This window comes from Sutcliffiella horikoshii, from assembly GCF_019931755.1.
Classification (GTDB): Bacteria; Bacillota; Bacilli; order Bacillales; family Bacillaceae_I; genus Sutcliffiella_A; species Sutcliffiella_A horikoshii_E.
The window spans coordinates 689,728-708,866 of sequence record NZ_CP082918.1 but is presented as its reverse complement, the minus strand read 5'-3'; the positions used below and the strand labels follow the sequence as shown (position 1 = coordinate 708,866).

The following is a 19,139-nucleotide window of genomic DNA, read 5'->3' as shown; positions in this document are numbered from 1 at the left end:
ACAATCCATTGTTACTAAAGACCCATTTGGCAAATGTATTGTTGACATAATTAAAATAAGCAAAAATAAAGAGGGAGATAGCCCCTCTTTAATATATTAACGCATTGAGGGTCAGACCCCTCTTTATCTCTTTACCTCTTCACCGCACAGCGGGTCAGACCCCTTCTCCTTAGTTCATCACCCATTTATCCTTCAAGAACATGATTCTAGCAATCACAAATGCTACAATGATGCAGATGAGGTTGCTTCCGATCATGATTGCGAGGTGTTCGTAGTTGATGATGCCGAAGCTGAGTTCTTTAAGTACTGTGAAGATGTTCATGATTGGAATCGCAAAGTGTTCGAATGATAATTCATTGATTCCGATTCCTGAGATTATCATGATTGGGAATACCGCAATCATCATAATTGGTGTGCTGTAGCTCTGTGATTCTTTAACCGTTTTGCCCATAATGCTTGTGATCATTTGCAACGTAGCAATGAACATTGCATAAACAACCGATACAAAGATTGCAAATCCGACAACTAAGTAAACATTCTCACCAAACGAAATGGCACTCTTCATATGTTCCGTTAAGAAAGTAATTTCCAATGCTACCACAATCAATGTGACAATACCAGTCAGTGAACCAATAGTTGAAATGGTCAGCCACTTGGCAAGTAACAAAGTCATACGGTTTACTGGCGTCATCAATAGCGCTTCCATTGTTTTCTTCTCTTTTTCTCCGGCAAACAAATCAGATGCAGACGGGCCTGCGCCTATCCCAATCGCCAATGCTAAAATTAACGGGACAAGCATGGCAACCATATTAACGCCTGCTGTCTCCTCTGTCAGTTCCTTTTGCTCAATCGTAAATGGTTGAACAAGCTCCTGAGGGGTACCTTCTGCTTCTAATCGATCTGCAATTACTAATTTTTCATAAGCTCCAAGAACAGTAGTGACCTGGCTCATTAACATAGAAGAATTTTGACTAAAGGAATTCCCTATTAACGTCACGCCGGCCTCTTCTCCATTTTCCACTTTCTCTAAAAACCCGCTTTCCAAAACCAATGCAGCTTGTGCTTCCCCTTCTTCCAACACTACTTCCGGATCTGACGCTTTTACAAATTCAATATTTTCTACCCCAGCAAACAATGCTTCTTCTTCTTCACCAAATGCTTCATCCACAGCAAGGGTATACGTTTCCCCTTCCCCATCCGACAGCATGCTCTCGTAAAACAACACAAGTCCTGTCATCATCACAATCGGCAATAAAACGGTCAATAAAAGTGTGCGTCTGTCTCGGAATGAATCTTTCATTTCTTTAAAGTATATTTTACGAAACATAGTGTTCGTTCCCCCTTACAAGTTTACTCATGAAAATATAGTTAAGGTCACGAGAACCTTCTGATTTATATAAAGCTTCCAAAGAGCCATGGTGGACGAGTTCTCCTTTATGCATCATCGCCACCGTATCGCATAGCATACTGACTTCTTCCATGATGTGACTAGAGAAAATGATTGTTTTTCCTTCACGCTTCAACTGATGTACTAGCTGGCGAAATACGTTAGAAGATGTTATATCCAAACCAGTTGTCGGCTCATCGAACAAAATGATATCAGGATTGTGAATCAACGTGCGGGCAATTGCCACCTTTTGCCGCATCCCCTTCGAAAAACCGCCGACCTTACGATTCAAGTAATCTTTCATCCCAAACATTTTCGCCAGCTCCTCAATACGCACCTTCGTCTCATGCTTGCTCATTCCGTATAGAGCTGCAAAGTACTCCAGATTCTCGCGTGCAGTCAGTCGATCATACAAGCCCGTTTCTCCTCCGAACAGTACCCCGATTTTCCTTTTGATAGCATCTGAATTCTTCACCGTATCAAAACCCGCCACACTGATGGACCCGTCTGTCGGATTTAATAATGTTGCGATGGATCTTAACAAAGTCGTCTTCCCAGCACCGTTCTCCCCAAGCAGTCCCACTACCTGCCCTTTGTTCACCGTAAATGTTACATGCTTAAGTGCCGTCACAAACGTCTTTTTATCTTGAAACTTCTTTGTTACCTGATTAATTTCGATCATGTTTCTTTCACCTCGTCTGTTTGATTTCTTGTTTTCATCATACAAACTATTTTGTTAGGAATCTCTAGTTATGTCGCGAATATTCCGTTTGATGTCGTGAAAATGACTATTCCACCCTTTTGATGGTAAAATAAAGATAATTACCATGAATATGGAATGCAACAATAACAACAAGGTGAGGGAAAACAATGAGGGTTGGTCTTGTAGATGACAGACACATAGATTTGGATAAACTCAACGGAATCGTGGCAGCTATACCGAATATAGAGATCGTCTTCTCTACTCAATCTGCCGAAGAAGCCTATGAACATATAAAGAAAGAAGAAGTGGACCTTTTGATTGCAGACATTGAAATGCCGAGGCTTTCCGGCTATGAACTAGCAGACATCATCCACTCGCACGCATTAAATATCGCAGTTATATTCGTTACAGGCAGCAGCGGCTATGCCGTCCACGCATTCGAGTTGAACGTGCACGACTACATCATGAAGCCCTATCCAAAAGACCGTCTGGTGAAAAGTATTGAAAGATTAATGGAGAAATCCAAGTCTGCCGAAATCGCTGGCAGACTCTATCTGAAACAAAAAAACGACATCCACATTGTTCAAAAAAAGGACATCGTGTTTATTGAAAGATCCGGCCGCTCTACCACTATCTATACTAAAGGCGGGCCAATTAAAACCTACCAGACATTAAATGAACTAGAAGGAGAACTGCGCGAGCGAGACTTTCTCCGCTCCCACCGTTCTTTCATCATCAACATTCATCACGTAAAAAACTTCTCCCTCTATGCGAAAAACTCGTACATCGTCACCTTTGAAGGCTTGGAGGAACAAGCAATGATCACAAAAGATAAAGTGGACTTTCTGCAAGAGAACTATTTCTAAAAAGGATTGATTAGCATTGAACACTTCCTTTATTTATTGGGGAGCGCTGGGGGCGCTCTTATTTTTACATATGCATGCCCTTTTAGGCGAGTGGATCGCGTTTTATGTAAGTTTATTGGTTGCCGCAGTACTTTCTTTTTATTTTTATAGAAAAATAGCAGTTGAGATGGAAAGCGTAGGATGGAAGGCCAACAGTGGTCTGTGGATTGTGCAAGTTGTGGTGTTCACGATCGCTTTAGGGGTACCCCTGCCAATCTGGCTGGCCGCTGCACCTATAATCGTGTTTATTGCCTGCGAATATGTACGGATTTCGACTGGTCAGCATTTTACTAGATTGTATCGCGACCTCGCTCAACACGAAGAGCAACAAACTCATATCAATGAAACCTTCCGGATCATCCGCAGCGAGCGTCATGATTTCCTTAAGCACGTGTCAGCCGTCCACTTTATGCTGGAAAATGGGAAGGCAGAAGCGGCTAAATTGTATCTCGATGATCTAGTGGAAAGCTATGAAGAGACCAACTACTCTATTAGAGGAGAGCGCGGGGTGGTGGCTGGTGTGCTTCATCAAATGTATCGACGCGGGAAAGCCTCTGGAATCAGTATGGTTTATGATCTGGATCTCCCCTTGTCTACATTGCCGATTAGTGACCAGAAGATTGTTGCACTACTTGGAAATCTATTGAGCAACAGCTTAGATGCGTGCGAAGAATGGCAGCTTGAACGCGGTCAGCAAGCCATGTTGACGTTACAATTTTATAAACGCAGCGGCCTTTATATGCTGATTTGCAAAAATAACACCTTGCCTGTACCGGTGGATGTACTGGACTCCCTGTTCGCTACTTATGGACAGACAACTAAGGGTGGCGAACACGAAGGTTTAGGGACTAAAATAATCAAGGATATGGTGGAGGAACACCATGGATTCTTGGATTTTGTGTGTAAAGACGAGGAGTTCACCGTGAAAATTAAGGTGCCGGCGATACGGTAGCTGATTAGGTTGGATTTTGGTCGGTGCAATTGAACTTATCCATTGTAAAACGGATATATCCATTGTAAGCGTGGTTATATCAATTGTAAAAATGATATATCCATCGTAAAAATCATATATCCATTGTAAATCCGATATATCCATTTTAGGCTCTCCGCACTAAACAAAAAAAAGCTCCCCAAAACGAGGAGCTTTGCCGCCATATTCTTGACTTACTTTATCCCTTCCTCCTCTGCCTCCAACAGCATTTCCGCAACCAGCCACTTTAATGTCTCTTGGAAAACAGTTTGATCCTCCGCAGGTGTCAGTGGGACAAGACTGATACTTTTTCCGTCCAGTTCCTCCACTTCGATCCCACCGTGCTTTTCCGGATAGAGCACAAGCACCTGATGAACAGGGCGGTACTTTTGCCAACGCTTTTTCCCATAAATATAGGGAGATCTCACATTATCGGCATAGCTTGTCAGCTGCCTCATCGAATCACTCAGCGCATGACGCTTGCGATACTTCATATCAATCATAATGGTGCCAATGTAAAACTCCCGCAAGAACAGATCCATCCGTACATCCGGATTATTATTCGTACCAGTCGTATACACAGGCACCGTCCATTTATCCGTTGCTTCCGGATGGCTCGGGATGGTTCCGTCATAGGTAATATGGAGAGAGATATCCCCAAATTGATATCGAATCATATTATCTTTTGCGACTGGCTTAGCAGTAATTTCAAAACTGCCACTTCTTCCGGACTCCCCACCGGCGCTCTCACCAAACACATTCACCACCTGCAGCCAACCCCAGATCTCGTATAACTGATCGGTCCGTTTCCACTGCTGCCCAAGCCCTGTGTGGACAGGGATTTCATCCCCTTGAAGAGCCTGGTCGATTTGATAAAGCTTTCGGTACCTTACATCCACAAACATCACCGTCGGAACGGCAAGTGCCTTTCGGTAAGACACCTCCCGATACCAGTGACTGGATTTGACGAGACTTAACGCGCCGCTCATTCGCATCGCCTTTCCGCGATACTCCTTTAACTCCTCCACAAGACGCCGCTTCCTCTCCAATGGAAGGGAAATGGAGAACGAATAGTCTTTTCGGGTCGATAGCCCTTTGATGGTCGTATCCATACAAGCCACAAACTCATGCAACAATCGGTTCCATTTTTCCAAAATCGCCTTTAACATCTGATTTTCCGGCAGGTCATAATTTATCCGCTTTTGCACCGATTTCACCAGATTCATTGTATCTGGCCGTTTCAGTCGATGCTGAATGGACACAACGTCCACATGCGCAGGCATTTCAGCTGATTGCATCTGATATTCCTTCGCAACCGACGACCGCACCTTTTGGGCAAGGTCGGAAACAATTGCGTAAATGTCGGTAAAATAGTGCTGCAACACCTGGTACTGTCGAAACAAAATCGGATCAATCTTCAAGGCCGCTAAACTCTTAGGGCTATGCTGCTTGCGGATAACGTCAAGCGCAACACCCTTTAGTTTTCCTTCCACATCCGAGCGCATCGTAGCAAGCTGGTCGTCAAAAAGCCTGTTCGAAATGACCTTCACGAGCGTGTAAAACGTCCTTCCATCCGACGTTTCCACCCTTAAGCTATACAAACCGGGAATATAAGGATAATAATTATCAGAAGTAGAATGCCTGAAAAGCGTTACATGACCATTGCAGCCAAGAAAATTCTCCTCAGACTCCTGATCAACCAGCAACCTGTCATCCCCAAGCCCATCAAATCCGTCCATATAACATCTTGCACCTCTGTCCTCACACCGGAACCGCAGTTCAAGATTCACATTTTCGCGAATCTCCGTGTAAACATGTACCGTTTCATCCCAGTCTGAGAGGTGCTCGACAAAGCTTTGAACCTCTGTATCCTCCCGAGAACCATTTTGAAAAACATGTGTGAAAATGACCGAAAAAGGCTGTGTGCTACATGGTGTATCCATTATATTTCAGCTCTTTCGCTTTTTGTTTGATGACATTTCTGCTTTCCTTAAAAATCGATACATTTGTATAGCGGTCAAATAACCTAATAATCAAACTGCCTTCCACGGTATCCTTTTCACGGTTGTAGCGTCCAACCAATTCCCTAAGCTGATCTTCGGACCCTCTCACCTTCGTCAGAACACGCTGGACAACTTGGAGGTCAAAGGCATCCTCACGTAAAATATATTCCTGCACCGGTAGATTGCCTAAATACTGATCAATCTGCTTCACAATGCGCGGACCCACTCCGACCTGTTTGTTCACATTCTGCATCATTTGGTGAACCTCCCACAACAATGCAAGCTCATCATCCTGAAGGCTTAAACTCCTATTTTTATACTGAAAAGATTCAAAGGTGTCATAATCGACTTCATCTGCCCGCGCGACCATCCCTTTTTTCTTTTCGGGCAGCTGTTTCATCTCCGTGAACGGCATCACATCTAGAGACAACACATTCGCACGGTCCAACACTTTATCGGAAAAATGATAGGTCGACTCATCCATATTGACGGTTCCGACAAACAAGACGTTCTCCCTGATAACGATGGTCGGCGGATATTGAGCGGAATTATACAGCCTGCTCTCCAAATCATCGTTATACAACCTCAAAACACGCTTCCCATGATCCATCTCCAAAATCGATAAGAACTGAGAAAAATAGTGCTCCACCCTTGCCAAGTTCATCTCATCAAAGCAGATCATATATAGTTTATCCTTATCATCTTCCGCCTTTCGAAGGGCATTGATCAATCCCGAATCCCCTGGACGGTACACCATGTTCAGCGTGTCCGCATAGCCGATCAAATCTGAATCCGACGTCCAGGACGGACTTACCGGTATGACCGTAAGCTGCTCTCCTTTTAAACCAAGTGACTGACTATATAACTCCACCAGCTTCGTTTTCCCCGTTCCGCTCATCCCAGACAAGATAACAAGTGAGGACGACTTCATGGAAGTATGAAAATTGATGAGATTCTCTTTCCGATAAATGAGTCCCGCATCCTGTGTGTGACTGTATAGAAGCTCCAAAAACTCCTGTTCCTTTTCGTTTTCCTTTGGAACAGATACGTTAATTTCGCTTGAGGGTTTTTCCATAACCGAAACGGCAACCTCTTGCCTGCTGCTTTGAATTTCCGGGGAGGTTTGCTGCTCTATGGAAGATGATCCGCTCCCTGTCTCTTGAGAGTAGTTTTCTCGAGCAGACTCGCTAGCTACCTCTACCGCCTCTTGTTCTTCTAAACGATTCAATAACTCCTGATAGTTGCCAATCGGCACAAATGCAACGTTTGGACTTTCATCCGTAAGGTAGCACTCATCCAGCCACTCTTCTTCCAAATCAACCTTCTTCAACTCATCCCGCAATTCAAAGTTGAAACCACCATGTGCATACTGGTGCTTTTCAAAAACACCGTACACAGAGAACTGTTCGTCCTCGTCCGTTTCTTCTTTCCAAAGCACAATGGGAGGAGTATCGTTCGCCTCATGTGACACTTCTGCAATACGGCCGACAAATTTCTTCTCCACAAGCCTTGAAATAAATTCCCCCTGCTCCATTCCATTTACTTTTTTGCTGAAAATAGGAACTGGGATCAGCTTTAAGTCCTTTTCATAGCTAGGAAGCTTTGGCATCACCCGCACGCCGAACATGTTATATACTTCTTCATGATTGTAACGGATGCGTTTCTCCACCTTGAAAATTAACAGCCGGTCATCCAGCCATTCCCGCAATTTTTCTTTTCGGATAAATTCCGGCTGCAAATAATCATCTTCAAATCCCCATTTCTCCAAATCTGAATAGAATCCAGTCACCGCTTTGACATTCGGAAAGCTTTCGGCAGGCTGCGAAATGATTCGGACAAAAAACTGGAGACTATCCTGCTTATTTATTAAAATGGAATCCCTGTAAAGCAGCTCACTCTGATCCACATCTGCCAACACACCAACTAAGTCATTCTCCCAAACCTTATTCATCGCTCTCAACCTTTCTCTATATAACGTTTCATTGTCGGAAAATCACTAAATTCTTTTATACTTTTCTGTACCGTTCGTTTTATTTTTCTTCTCATCTGCGGCGGCACGAGATACGTCATCATCCAAACCTCATCGCATTTTTCAAGTAAATCCGATTCCAATGCGCTTGGAACGTCCTTCAGTTCCAACACACGAAAAGTATGTTTTGCTGAATTTTCTGTTAATTTATTTTTGGGATCACCCACCAAGACGATTTCTTTTTGGTCCGTTGCAACAGATTGTTTTTCTTCCGTCTTGGCTGTTGTTGCGGCCACTTCTTGTTGTTGATGAAGCAACATCGCGTTCAGATGAGAAATTTCTCCCTTCAACTTTGCCACTTCCTCTTTCAACACTTCATTTTCCTCGGCGGTTTTCTTGTTATTTTCCACCGTCTCCCTGTGTTGCGCACGTTCCGTCCCAAGCTCTTGCTGCAGCTTTAACTTCTCGCTCAATGCGGATTGTTTCTCTTCCTTAGATTGCTGTTTTAACTGTGAATACTTCTTTTCCCACTCTCCAATTTTCGCACGCAGATCCTTATTCTTATCTTCTGATTTATTCCATTTTTTCTCCCACTCCGATGTGGAGACGGTCTCTGCTTTTTCAAGTGAAGGTTCTTCTTCCTTTTTTTCCTGTCTATCTACAAGACTACTTAAATCATCCACCTTATATTTTTCTAGCAACGTCTCTTCCAGCTCCAGCGCTAGCTTTTCAAACTTCTCCTCTTCGCTCGCATATAAGCCACCAAGAATCAGATGCAGCTCTTTGCCTTCTTCATATATCTCGACCAACGCATCCAGCGTAATTTCGTCCCCTTTGTCTGCCGGTTCATCTGCTTCATCATCATTTATTGTGTAATAAGCTTTAATCATTTTTAGATTTCGCGGTTTCAAGGCTTCTGCGATAACCATCGCCCTTGCGTGTTTTATATTTTCCTGATTTATTTGGCGAAAGCCTTTTACCTGTATCGACCAAAAGTCCGCTAACTCCACCAATTCCACATCCGGAATCGTACTAAATACCTTTTTCCATGTTTCCCTGCTCAATTTTATTACCCCCTCTTATTTCTTGTGAATTCCTTGTTTTCTTTGGTACTCTATTAAGTAATGACACTTCTAATTCTACATGAACACACACGTTTTTGTAAGGTTTCGAAAATTTAAACATAGAACTATCTTCCTAGAGAGCTCTTTTCTTAAAAATTGTTGCTATTCTCTAGTAAAAAGTCGGAAATTGGACTTTTTACTTCTTACGTACTCTAGAAATCGCAAGTAGTATGCTTCATATGACAGGGAAAAGAGCACGACAGTAAGTAATATAACGGCTAATTTAACTATGCGAAACAACAACAAAGTCTACGAAAATAGCCCCACATAGAGAGGTGATTGGTCATGAGTCTTGTGCAAAAAATAAAAGAAATCCCTGCCACACCAGGCGTTTATCTAATGAAAGACTCTTTAGGCCAAGTCATCTATGTCGGAAAATCAAAACACCTTCGCCAACGTGTTCAATCCTATTTCAGAGAATCGTCCTCTCACTCAAACAAAGTCCGAAAGCTCGTCAAACACATCCATGATCTAGAAATCATCGAGACAGACACCGAATTCGAAGCCCTCCTGCTTGAATGGCAGCTCATTCAAGAAATCCGCCCGCAATATAACAGGCAAATGAAAACACCAGAAGCCTTCCTCTATCTAACGATCCGAAAAGTCGGTAAACTCTATCGTCTCCGCCCATCCACCCAGCCCTTGCGTGGTGGCGATGGCTGGAGCTTTGGACCATATACAAGCAGGAAAACGGTCAGTTTTGCGATACGAGGTTTGAAAGATGTGTACCGACTCGACTGCTCTAACCCGGCAATCAACGGTTCTCCCTGCCTAAACTATTCCCTTGGTCTTTGCCGCGGCATCTGTCTTGGAGGCAAAGCCGTTGGAGAATACAATGCCATTGTGGAACAGCTCATAGCTTTGCTTAATGGGGAAAGTGCAGAGTTGCTGGAAGACATGCAGCGGGAGATGAATCAGCTTGCGGCCGATTTGGATTTCGAGCGTGCAGCCAGATACCGCAACTGCATTCAATCCTTGCAGGCCCTTTTGCAAAAAGAAGATGTAATGGATTTTACCGAAGGAAACCATTTAATGTTGGTGGCCGAGAAGTTGGATGAACAAAGGGTGAAATGCTTTTTGATTCGCAGGACAGATGTGTTTGTTAGTGAGGTTTATGGCGGTGAAAACGGAATTGATGAGGAAGTCCTTCAGAAAATTACCGCGAGGCTCTCGGGTGAACTTACTAATGCGGCCCCAGCTGCAGCGCGTGAAGTAAGCCGCTTTGAAATTGATAAAGCACAGATTATCTACAGTTATCTGCGCAGCGGGAAATGTAAGTATAAAATGGTCGGTCGCGAGGATTTGGATGCGTTGGATGCTGTGATTTCTGATGTTTTTTCAGGGGAATAAGGTAAAATTCACTTTTGCCAGCCGCTTTGTACGTGAAGTGGCTGGTTTTTTATTTGTTTATTATGGATTAGACCTTAGAATTCGTGAGTAAGTTACGAGTTCATGCTAAAAGGTGGCGAGTTCATGCCGATTTGCCTCAAGTTCGTGCCAAAAAGGGGCAAGTTGATGCCAAAATGCCCCGAGTTCGTGCCAAACGAGCAAACATGCAAACGAGTCCAGTTTCAGCTAGCGCTCACCACTAACTCATACACCAAAAATCGCTCATTCACATTTTTCTCAAACCCATCAAGCTGGACCTCTAGCTTAAGAGTAAACATCGAATGATTTTCCAAGAAGAACACAAAATCAGGAGCCGGATAATAAAGCACAATCTCTATCGGCCGATAATGTTGTTCTATAGATAAGAGAATATTACGCACCACTTTCCTGAAAACATCTACCGTAAACGGGTTAAAAAAATAGAATACATTGGCCGTTTCAGGTATTTTATACTCTTCGGCAAAGCACTTTTCAAACTTGATATTCTGTCTTCCCTTACCTTTATACATGGTCAAATTCTTCAAACAAGCCTCGTAAAATGTCTCATTCATTTCAATTCCGGTTACCCTTGGCCCAAACTGATGAGCCAAGTAAAAATTCAACCTGCCTTTTCCACAACCAAAGTCAACCACGTGATCACAGGAATCTACCAAATATGTTTCAAACAGCCGGTCAAGTGCTTCATATGGAGTCGGCTCATAGCGATGATAGGTAAAAGAGCGGTGAATACCCATTTGTATATCCGTCGTTTCGATATTAAGTTTCTGATCATAATTTACTGGAGATCGTGACATATCCCTTTCCCCTTTTAGTTTGTGTTTATTTTTCTTTTACCGACGATTCTATTCAATACAAACAACCCGGCACCTAATAGCACACCAAAAATACAATTGGGATTGAATGTTGTGTTCATATTATCTGAGGAGAATATCATGCCTGTCGTTGGAAAGATAGGAATCAGAAAACCTGAAAAACTACCCAGTAATAAAAACAATATAAAATAGAGGAATGAATTCCGCACATTCCATTTCTTTATTAACATATTCACCACCCAATAAACCGCACCACCTACAATTAGGACGAACACCATGAAGAAAAAATAATAGATAACAAAAGTGGCGCCTGATAAGCCCCCGATATCGTAATAACTAGAATGACTTTCTCTTGGCAGCAACGGATACAAAGTATGTAACACGATATTCAAAAATAAAGCTATGGCCATAAATCCATATAGGTACACATGATAATACTCCTCATTTTGATACCGAACCTCTTTATCTACCTTCAGTTTCGACACCCCTTTTGAATTACTTTATTAATTTAAAATGCTCCATATAAATATTAGGTTTGAAATAATGGTCCATGTTCTTAACCCACTCCTTAAATAAGTCAGAACCCACAAAGCCTTCCATATGGTCCTCAAGGGTTTCCCACTCCACTTGCACCATATACTTCCCTTCTGTCTCAATGCATTTATGTAAAGTGTGGGAAATATAGCCTTTGGAAAGAGCGATTGTTTCTTCGACTACTACCGCAAAATCTTTTTCAAATCTCGCTTCCATTCCTTCATTTATATAGAAAAATGCTACTTCTGTTATCATAGGTATCTTCCTCTCACTAGTAAAATTTCTCATACTTCCATTATGCTTTAAAAGCACTAGAATTTAAAACCAGATACGTAGCTTCTCCTCATTTTATAAGCCACTTTCGCGATTTATAAGCCAAGTTTTCATTTTATAAGCCACTTTCCCCCATATAAATGCCATTCGACACAAACACGCATCAATCGACACGCACCTCCGCCCGCCGGCCTCACCCCAAACACAAAAAATCCGCCCCCACCCTAAAGGCAGAAGCGGACTTCACTCAAACAGTTTAATTATTCCCAACCAATTTCGTCTTCACCTTACGCTCACCACCAGCACCTGCCAGATTTCCCATTGACGCCGGCTCACTTTCTGCCTGTGGATCCTCCGCCTGTGTCGCCCGCTTAATAAAGAAAGACAATACAAGCGCAACCACCGCAATAAACGTCGACACGAAAAAGGCAAAATTGATTCCTTCTAGCATACCTTGCATCATTACTTGCTGCTGTACACCCGCAATGGCCTCAGTAGATGGATTCGCACCCAACGCTGCCATCGCATCTCCTGAAAGCTCACGGCCAACACTTTCTGCCCGTGTAGACATCAATGTCACAAGCAACGCTGTTCCAATTGCTCCGGATACCTGTTGCAGCGTGTTGTTCATCGCGGTACCGTGCGGATAGAAGTGAGTCGGAAGCTGATTCAACCCGTTTGTGGAAACCGGCATGAACACCATGGACATCCCAAACATCCGAACAGTATACAAAATCAACAATTGCGTGTAAGTTGTTTCAAATGTCAATTGACTAAAAAAGTACGTGGTCACAACCGTAATCGTCAAACCGGTAATCGCGAGCGCGCGGCCCCCGTACTTATCAAACAACTTCCCTGTGATCGGTGACATCAAAGCCATGACAATCGCACCAGGAAGCATCAGCAATCCTGCATCCAATGGTGAAATTCCTCGGATCGTCTGTACATAAATCGGCAGCAAGATCATCCCGGAAAACATCGCCATCGTTATAACCATGGAGATGGCAGATGATAAAGCAAACATCGGGTAACGATAGATTCGGAAGTTCAGCATCGGTTTTTCTTTTCTAAGCTGACGTAAAATGAACCAAATTAACGATAAGGTCCCAATTGCAATGGTTCCGTAAACGAGTGGACTATCCCATCCCTTGGATCCAGCAGAACTAAATCCGTACAATAATCCACCGAAACCTACACTTGATAAGACAACAGACATTTGATCCAAGCGGATATCCTGCTTTTCTTTTCTATCCTTCAATAGAAATACACCTAATAGCAAGACGGCAATCGCAATCGGAGAAACAAAGTGGAAAAGCATTCTCCAATCATAATGTTCAATTAACCAACCGGAAAGCGTCGGCCCGATGGCAGGTGCCCCCATCATGATAAGACCGAATACCCCCATCGCAGTCCCGCGCTTTTCAATCGGGAAGCTGACCAGCATGACATTCATCAATAGTGGCATTAAAATAGCCGACCCGGATGCCTGCATCATTCTGCCTGCTAAAAGAACCCCAAAAACCGGTGCAAAACCGGCCATCACCGTCCCAATCGCAAAGAGACCCATGGCGACGATGAACAAATTCCGGACAGAATACTTTTGAATTAGGAAGGCTGTGGTTGGGATCAATACCCCGTTGACCAACATAAAGCCGGTTGTCAGCCACTGTACGGTAGAAGGTCCCACTTGAAGTTCCGTCATAATGGACGGAAGGGCAATATTCAATAATGTATTATTTAAAAAAGCAATAAACGCGCCGATCATCAAAATGGCCAAAATACCATATGGCGGACGATTTATAGTGGTGTTTGGTGCTGCTTGCTGCATTCTTTCTCCTCCATTTATACTTACAGTACATTTTTTATACTACTATTACATCTACACCAATTTTATACCATCAGTACATAATTATCAATCATGAAAACTTTGTCAATTTGCTATTTGTATAAAGGTCATCTTTCGTGTACTATTATTTTTGTACCACCAGTCTATTTTAGTTAGGTGATAAAATGAAGGATCGAAAACTGCATGTTCTCACATGTGCTCATAAACTTTTTATAGAAAAAGGCTTTCAAGCGACTTCCATTCAGGACATCCTAGACGAGAGCGGAATTGCCAAAGGAACTTTATACAACTATTTTTCGTCCAAAAACGAACTTTTAATTGCACTGTTCAAGACTTTATATAAAAAAATGGAAAAAGAAAGGAACGACCTTTTAATCGGTCAAGACCCGTCCGACATAAACATTTTCATCAAGCAGTTTGAACTTCAAATGGAGACGAATCGGGCAAATAAATTGATTTCTCTTTTTGAAGAAGTCATCTTCATTAATGATTCAGAGTTAAAGGACTTCATTCAAAAGAGTCAGCTAAGGATGCTGCGCTGGGTGCATCAACGATTCTTGGAGATCTTCGGTGAAGAAAAACGCGAATACCTTTGGGACTGTGCCATCATGTATCTCGGAATCCTAAATCACGGTATCAGATACTACACCATGACCCACGATAAGAAGCTGGATATTCATAAAGTTGTCCAATATAGCGTCAATCGTTTGGTGAAGATTGTCGAGGATGTAGCAGAGTCCGGTGAGGTGTTGGTGGAAGCAGAGTCGATGGCACGCTGGGTGCCGCAAGAGGGAGAAAATGAATTGCCGTTGCCACATGCTATCGCTCATGCGGTAAGCGACTTGAAGAAGAACCTTTCTGGCGGGGCTGATTATGAGCGGTTAGCCGAGTTGTTGGACTTTATTCAACAGGAGTTAAGCGGGAAAAATGGCACTGCACCAAGGCGTTTCCTGGTGGAGAGTGCGATGGAAAGCCTTAGAGGGAACAAGGATTTCGCTTCTAAAGTTGGAGCAGATTGGACAAATCTTCAAGAGCTTATAGAGAGGTATATGAAATAAATAGACAAGCGCGAGTGCAAATCTCCACTCACGCTTGTCTTCTTTTTTTGTTATGAGGAACTTTAACACATTAACGCACAGCGGGTCAGACCCCTTTTCCCCTCAAAACCCCAACTCCCCTCCTCCCTTTCAGTACTTTTGTTACATTCCAAAGGTTATTTTCGGTGTTACACCCCACTTTCCACCTTTTCAGATAGTTCTTTAGACCCGTCCAAAACACCATTTGTCAGCACAGCCAAACAGCCTTTACAATTCAATTAACTTCGCAACACGAATTACTCACGATCATTTTTCACCCCACAGCTAAGACGTTTCTTAACATCGACAGACAATCGGATCTCATTTCAGGAGGTGAATTCCCGCTCTACTCTACCTACCGACCAACTTCTAAGAATTACATATCAAAAACAACTATTAGAACAGGAGAATGCACATGCGAAAGCTAACACTTAAAACTTTCTTTATCGCAATCATCGCTGTCTTCATGCTTGCCACTTCCCTTTTTCAGGGCCAGGCACTTGGGGCAAACACCCAATCGACAACAAACAATGAACCCGCCATCATCAACGATCAACTTGGAACTGGCGATACCACAATCACCTTAATAACTGGGGATATCGTTCATGTAACCGCCCTGCCAACTGGACAAAGTGTCATTAATGTAGAACCTGCCGAGAACAACGGTGATGGAATTCGCGTCATCACCGTCGGTGACGACACATATGTGTATCCAAACGCTGCGATGCCTTACCTAGCAGAGGGAAAGCTTGACCACAACCTTTTCAACATTACAAAACTAGTAGAATACCAATTTGATGACACAAACAGTTCCACTGTTCCTGTCATCGTCGAATACCAAGAAACGAAAGCAAAAGCAGCTTCCACAAAAGCAGCTCCAAAAGGCGCAAAGAAACAGCGTGAACTAAAAAGCATTAACGCTGCTGCCTTAGAAACAAACAAAGAAGAAGCAACAACTTTCTGGAATGATGTTCAGTCAGAAAAGACGGACGAATCTAAACCTGAATCTGTACAACTTAACTATGCAATTGAAAAAATTTGGTTGGACGCTAAAGTCGAAGCAACCCTTCACCAAAGCGTGCCACAAATTGAGGCGCACACTGCTTGGGAATCTGGTCTAACTGGTGAAGGCATCAAAGTTGCCGTACTTGATACTGGTATTGACCCGACACACCCGGATATTGCACCTCAACTCGATGAATCAGTAAGCTTTGTGCCTGGTGAAGAAGTGCAGGATAAAAACGGACACGGCACACACGTAGCCTCTACTATCCTCGGAACTGGAGCTGCTTCTGACGGCCAAAACAAAGGTGTGGCACCGGATGCTAGATTACTAGTCGGAAAAGTGCTTGCCGATAACGGGTCAGGGCTTGCCTCTTGGATAATCGAAGGAATGGAATGGGCCGCTCAAAATGCGGATGTTGTTAACATGAGTCTTGGAAGCTCTGCGGGCAGTGACGGAACGGATCCGATGGCACAAGCTGTTAACACACTGACAGAAGAACATGGAACATTATTCGTTATTGCAGCAGGTAATAACTACGGAGAAGGAACAGTAGGATCTCCTGGTGCTGCAGATGCTGCACTTACAATCGGTGCAGTGGATAAGTCAGACAGACTTGCAAGCTTCTCTTCTAAAGGACCAAGACTTGGGGATATGGCATTAAAACCTGATGTTTCCGCACCTGGAGTAGGAATCATGGCCGCGCGCTCTCAATACTCATCAGGTACAGGTTCTTATAAAAGTTTGAACGGTACATCCATGGCTACACCTCACGTAGCAGGAGCAGTGGCTATTCTTTTACAACAAAATCCTGAAGCCACTCCTCAAGAATTAAAAGAAACTCTGATGAATACAGCGAAAAAACTACCAAACTACCAGCCATACCATATCGGTACTGGACGCATCGATATCGTAAAAGCGTTAAATACAGACATAAGAGCAACAGGCTCCGTTTCATTCGGTTTCTTCCAATGGCCCCATGATGAAGCGACATCTGTAGAGAAAACAGTAACGTACACAAATGAAAGCGACCAAGACATCACCCTTGATCTTGAAGCTACTTTTGCAGATGCAAATGGCAATGCGGCTCCTGAAGGCATGCTGACACTGGCACAAACAACCGTTACTGTTCCAGCTAACGGAACTGCAGACGTACAAGTAACAGTAGACCCTGCACATGGAGAAAGCGGTCAACGCTACCAAGGTCACTTAACAGCAAGTGCCAATGGTGAAGCAGTGGTCCACACGACCATGGCTACGATAAAAGAAGATGAAAGATACACATTAACATTAAATGCTACAGACCGTGATGGCTCACCTGCCCTTGCATATGTCGTCATGTTCAACGAAAACATGCAACCAGAATCTATCGCAGTACCAGGAACAAGAGAGCTTCGCTTGAAAAAAGGCACTTACTCCGTGATGTCCATGATGGACGTCGATGTGAATACAGATGACCAAGGGGTTGCCCTTGTCGGAGATCCGGAAGTAGTCCTTGATGGGCCGAAGACGGTGGAGTTGGATGCAAGAAAAGCCAACGAAATCACAGTCAAAGTTCCAAAGAAAACAGAACCGATGTATCAGCGTATGGAATACTACCAAACGATGGGAACTGGTTCGGTACACAGTGTCTACCTGATGCCTGTATTGGTGGATAAACTTTATGCTGCACCAACTAAAAAGACAGAACTTGGAGAGTTTGAATTTTTAACACGCTGGCGCTTGATAAAGCCATACTTGACCATGAATTACAAAGGCAAAGAACTTGATGATATCGTGATGCCAGGCAGTACTCTTCTCGAAGGAAAGCATAACTTGAAAGCAATCTATGCCGGCGAGGGATCACAAGCTGACTATGAGCGCTTGAATGCAAAAGGCAAAGCTGTAGTGGTAGATCGCAGCAAAACAATTAGTGAGTCTGAACAAGCCGCAGCGGCTGTTGCAGCAGGTGCAAAGCTATTGATTATCGCAAACTATGAAAATGTGGAATTCAATGCTTATGTAGGGGAAGTGCCTCTTACTGCTGCGGCTATCAGTAAGTCAGAAGGTGACAAACTGATTAAAGCAGTTCGTTCCGGAAATGTGAAGTTACAAATCGAAGGAACAAAGGACTCACCTTACGCCTATGACCTGGATTACGTCCATCAAGATAATGTTCCGAAAAAATTGGCCTACGAGCCGAAGAATAAAGATCTTGCAGTTATTGAAACTAATTACAATTCCCATGTGGAAACAGATGGTGGAGAGTTCCGATTTGACATGAGACCGTACACAAGACGAGCAATCGGATTCCAATACAAAATTTCCTTCCCTACTACGAGAACAGAATATGTGTCTGCCACAAAGGATACGTACTGGTACCACCAAGCAACAGTCTTAGATGCATCATGGCAGATCCGTCAGCCGCGTGTTGTTTATGAAAAAGGACAGAAACTTGTAGAAAATTGGTTCTCACCAGTTGTTCGTCCAGCTTTAGGAGAAGGCTACTGGGCTCCTAAACGCCAAGGGGACTCTTTACAAATTAACGTACCGGCTTACGCAGATGCAGGTTCAGGTAATACTGGTGGCACGGACTATGATGTTTCCGTCCAAAATCAAACAACCAAACTATTCAAAGGGGACACGCTTATCCGTGAAGGAAAAGGCCAAGCTGTCAATGGCTTTGGTGTTCTAACGGATGAACTGCAAGAGTTCCGAGTAGTAACAGAAGCAAAACGTGATGCTGAGCGTTGGAATACTTCCACCAGCACGAATACAGAATGGATTTTCAATGCAAAAGAAGAGATAGAACCTTGGCAATCTCCGCTTCCATTCCTTACGTTGAATTATGGCGTAGACACAGATGTGAATGGGAATGCCTTGTTAAACAGACCAACAAACCTTTCCTTATCCGTTGAAAAAGTAAAAGATGCTATCGGCTACGGAAATGTGGATGGAGCAACCCTTGAGGTATCCTTCAATGAGGGAAAAACATGGAAGAAAGTAAAACTGAACCGCAATGGGGACATGTTTACAGCTTCCATTACAAACCCTAAATCTGCAACATCCGTTTCCCTAAAAGCGTCTGCATGGGATGACAAAGGCAACAAGATCACACAAGAAATCATTAAAGCATACGGACTACGCTAAACAAAAAGTGGAGCAT

14 protein-coding genes are annotated in these 19,139 nt (G+C 43.4%); 5 read left to right on the top strand and 9 right to left on the bottom strand.

The window, feature by feature from the left end; translation table 11 throughout:
• Positions 1 to 169: 169 nt before the first annotated feature.
• Together K7887_RS03770 and K7887_RS03765 are read right to left on the bottom strand one after the other, a co-directional pair.
• Positions 170 to 1,327, bottom strand: a complete 1,158-nt coding sequence (locus K7887_RS03770; RefSeq protein WP_223492255.1) for an ABC transporter permease — start codon at positions 1,325 to 1,327, stop codon at positions 170 to 172.
• Entirely contained in the window at positions 1,317 to 2,069 is a 753-nt protein-coding gene (locus tag K7887_RS03765) for an ABC transporter ATP-binding protein (protein ID WP_223492254.1), read from the bottom strand. Before K7887_RS03765 ends, K7887_RS03770 begins: the two co-directional genes overlap by 11 nt.
• Positions 2,070 to 2,257: 188 nt before the next feature.
• Between K7887_RS03765 and K7887_RS03760 the strand changes: the two genes are divergently transcribed.
• Positions 2,258 to 2,956 carry a LytR/AlgR family response regulator transcription factor gene (locus K7887_RS03760; protein WP_223492253.1) on the top strand — a complete coding sequence of 233 codons (699 nt, stop codon included), beginning with the start codon at positions 2,258 to 2,260 and terminating at the stop codon, positions 2,954 to 2,956.
• A gap of 16 nt (positions 2,957 to 2,972) precedes the next feature.
• Entirely contained in the window at positions 2,973 to 3,947 is a 975-nt protein-coding gene (locus tag K7887_RS03755) for a sensor histidine kinase (protein ID WP_223492252.1), read from the top strand.
• Between the two features lie 212 nt (positions 3,948 to 4,159).
• Here K7887_RS03755 and K7887_RS03750 read toward each other — a convergent pair whose 3' ends face one another.
• Genes K7887_RS03750 through K7887_RS03740 form a run of 3 tightly spaced genes read right to left on the bottom strand, consistent with a single transcriptional unit; the run spans position 4,160 to position 9,001 of the window.
• Positions 4,160 to 5,908, bottom strand: coding sequence for a DUF2357 domain-containing protein (locus tag K7887_RS03750; protein WP_223492251.1), 1,749 nt, complete (start codon positions 5,906 to 5,908; stop codon positions 4,160 to 4,162).
• Entirely contained in the window at positions 5,892 to 7,919 is a 2,028-nt protein-coding gene (locus K7887_RS03745) for an McrB family protein (RefSeq protein ID WP_223492250.1), read from the bottom strand. Before K7887_RS03745 ends, K7887_RS03750 begins: the two co-directional genes overlap by 17 nt.
• Before the next feature lie 5 nt (positions 7,920 to 7,924).
• Complete coding sequence (locus K7887_RS03740) at positions 7,925 to 9,001, bottom strand: hypothetical protein (protein WP_223492249.1); 1,077 nt, start codon at positions 8,999 to 9,001, stop codon at positions 7,925 to 7,927.
• Between the two features lie 345 nt (positions 9,002 to 9,346).
• Between K7887_RS03740 and K7887_RS03735 the strand changes: the two genes are divergently transcribed.
• Entirely contained in the window at positions 9,347 to 10,411 is a 1,065-nt protein-coding gene (locus K7887_RS03735) for a GIY-YIG nuclease family protein (protein ID WP_223492248.1), read from the top strand.
• A 221-nt stretch (positions 10,412 to 10,632) separates the two neighbouring features.
• On the opposite strand, the gene K7887_RS03730 is transcribed toward K7887_RS03735, so the two are convergent.
• The 4 genes from K7887_RS03730 to K7887_RS03715 all read right to left on the bottom strand — a co-directional run bounded on the left by K7887_RS03730 (position 10,633) and on the right by K7887_RS03715 (position 13,897).
• Positions 10,633 to 11,244: a class I SAM-dependent methyltransferase gene (locus K7887_RS03730; protein ID WP_223492247.1), complete on the bottom strand. Its 612-nt coding sequence runs from the start codon at positions 11,242 to 11,244 to the stop codon at positions 10,633 to 10,635.
• 14 nt (positions 11,245 to 11,258) lie between these two features.
• A complete protein-coding gene (locus K7887_RS03725; protein ID WP_223492246.1) occupies positions 11,259 to 11,690 on the bottom strand; it encodes a hypothetical protein in 432 nt (143 codons plus the stop codon).
• 67 nt (positions 11,691 to 11,757) lie between these two features.
• Complete coding sequence (locus K7887_RS03720) at positions 11,758 to 12,051, bottom strand: antibiotic biosynthesis monooxygenase family protein (protein ID WP_223492245.1); 294 nt, start codon at positions 12,049 to 12,051, stop codon at positions 11,758 to 11,760.
• Between the two features lie 274 nt (positions 12,052 to 12,325).
• Positions 12,326 to 13,897 (bottom strand): DHA2 family efflux MFS transporter permease subunit, encoded by a 1,572-nt coding sequence (locus K7887_RS03715; protein ID WP_223492244.1) that lies wholly within the window; start codon positions 13,895 to 13,897, stop codon positions 12,326 to 12,328.
• A 182-nt stretch (positions 13,898 to 14,079) separates the two neighbouring features.
• On the opposite strand from K7887_RS03715, the gene K7887_RS03710 reads away from it, so the two are divergent.
• Both K7887_RS03710 and K7887_RS03705 read left to right on the top strand, forming a co-directional pair.
• A complete protein-coding gene (locus K7887_RS03710; protein ID WP_223492243.1) occupies positions 14,080 to 14,973 on the top strand; it encodes a TetR/AcrR family transcriptional regulator in 894 nt (297 codons plus the stop codon).
• 433 nt (positions 14,974 to 15,406) lie between these two features.
• Positions 15,407 to 19,123: a S8 family serine peptidase gene (locus K7887_RS03705; RefSeq protein ID WP_223492242.1), complete on the top strand. Its 3,717-nt coding sequence runs from the start codon at positions 15,407 to 15,409 to the stop codon at positions 19,121 to 19,123.
• The last annotated feature ends 16 nt before the right edge of the window (positions 19,124 to 19,139 follow it).

Coding starts and splice junctions, on each gene's coding strand:
- K7887_RS03730 (WP_223492247.1), bottom strand. CDS start 11,244: ATGTCACGATCTCCAGTAAATTATGATCAGAAACTTAATATCGAAACG.
- K7887_RS03705 (WP_223492242.1), top strand. CDS start 15,407: ATGCGAAAGCTAACACTTAAAACTTTCTTTATCGCAATCATCGCTGTC.
- K7887_RS03750 (WP_223492251.1), bottom strand. CDS start 5,908: ATGGATACACCATGTAGCACACAGCCTTTTTCGGTCATTTTCACACAT.
- K7887_RS03760 (WP_223492253.1), top strand. CDS start 2,258: ATGAGGGTTGGTCTTGTAGATGACAGACACATAGATTTGGATAAACTC.
- K7887_RS03765 (WP_223492254.1), bottom strand. CDS start 2,069: ATGATCGAAATTAATCAGGTAACAAAGAAGTTTCAAGATAAAAAGACG.
- K7887_RS03715 (WP_223492244.1), bottom strand. CDS start 13,897: ATGCAGCAAGCAGCACCAAACACCACTATAAATCGTCCGCCATATGGT.
- K7887_RS03745 (WP_223492250.1), bottom strand. CDS start 7,919: ATGAATAAGGTTTGGGAGAATGACTTAGTTGGTGTGTTGGCAGATGTG.
- K7887_RS03710 (WP_223492243.1), top strand. CDS start 14,080: ATGAAGGATCGAAAACTGCATGTTCTCACATGTGCTCATAAACTTTTT.
- K7887_RS03735 (WP_223492248.1), top strand. CDS start 9,347: ATGAGTCTTGTGCAAAAAATAAAAGAAATCCCTGCCACACCAGGCGTT.
- K7887_RS03770 (WP_223492255.1), bottom strand. CDS start 1,327: ATGTTTCGTAAAATATACTTTAAAGAAATGAAAGATTCATTCCGAGAC.
- K7887_RS03720 (WP_223492245.1), bottom strand. CDS start 12,051: ATGATAACAGAAGTAGCATTTTTCTATATAAATGAAGGAATGGAAGCG.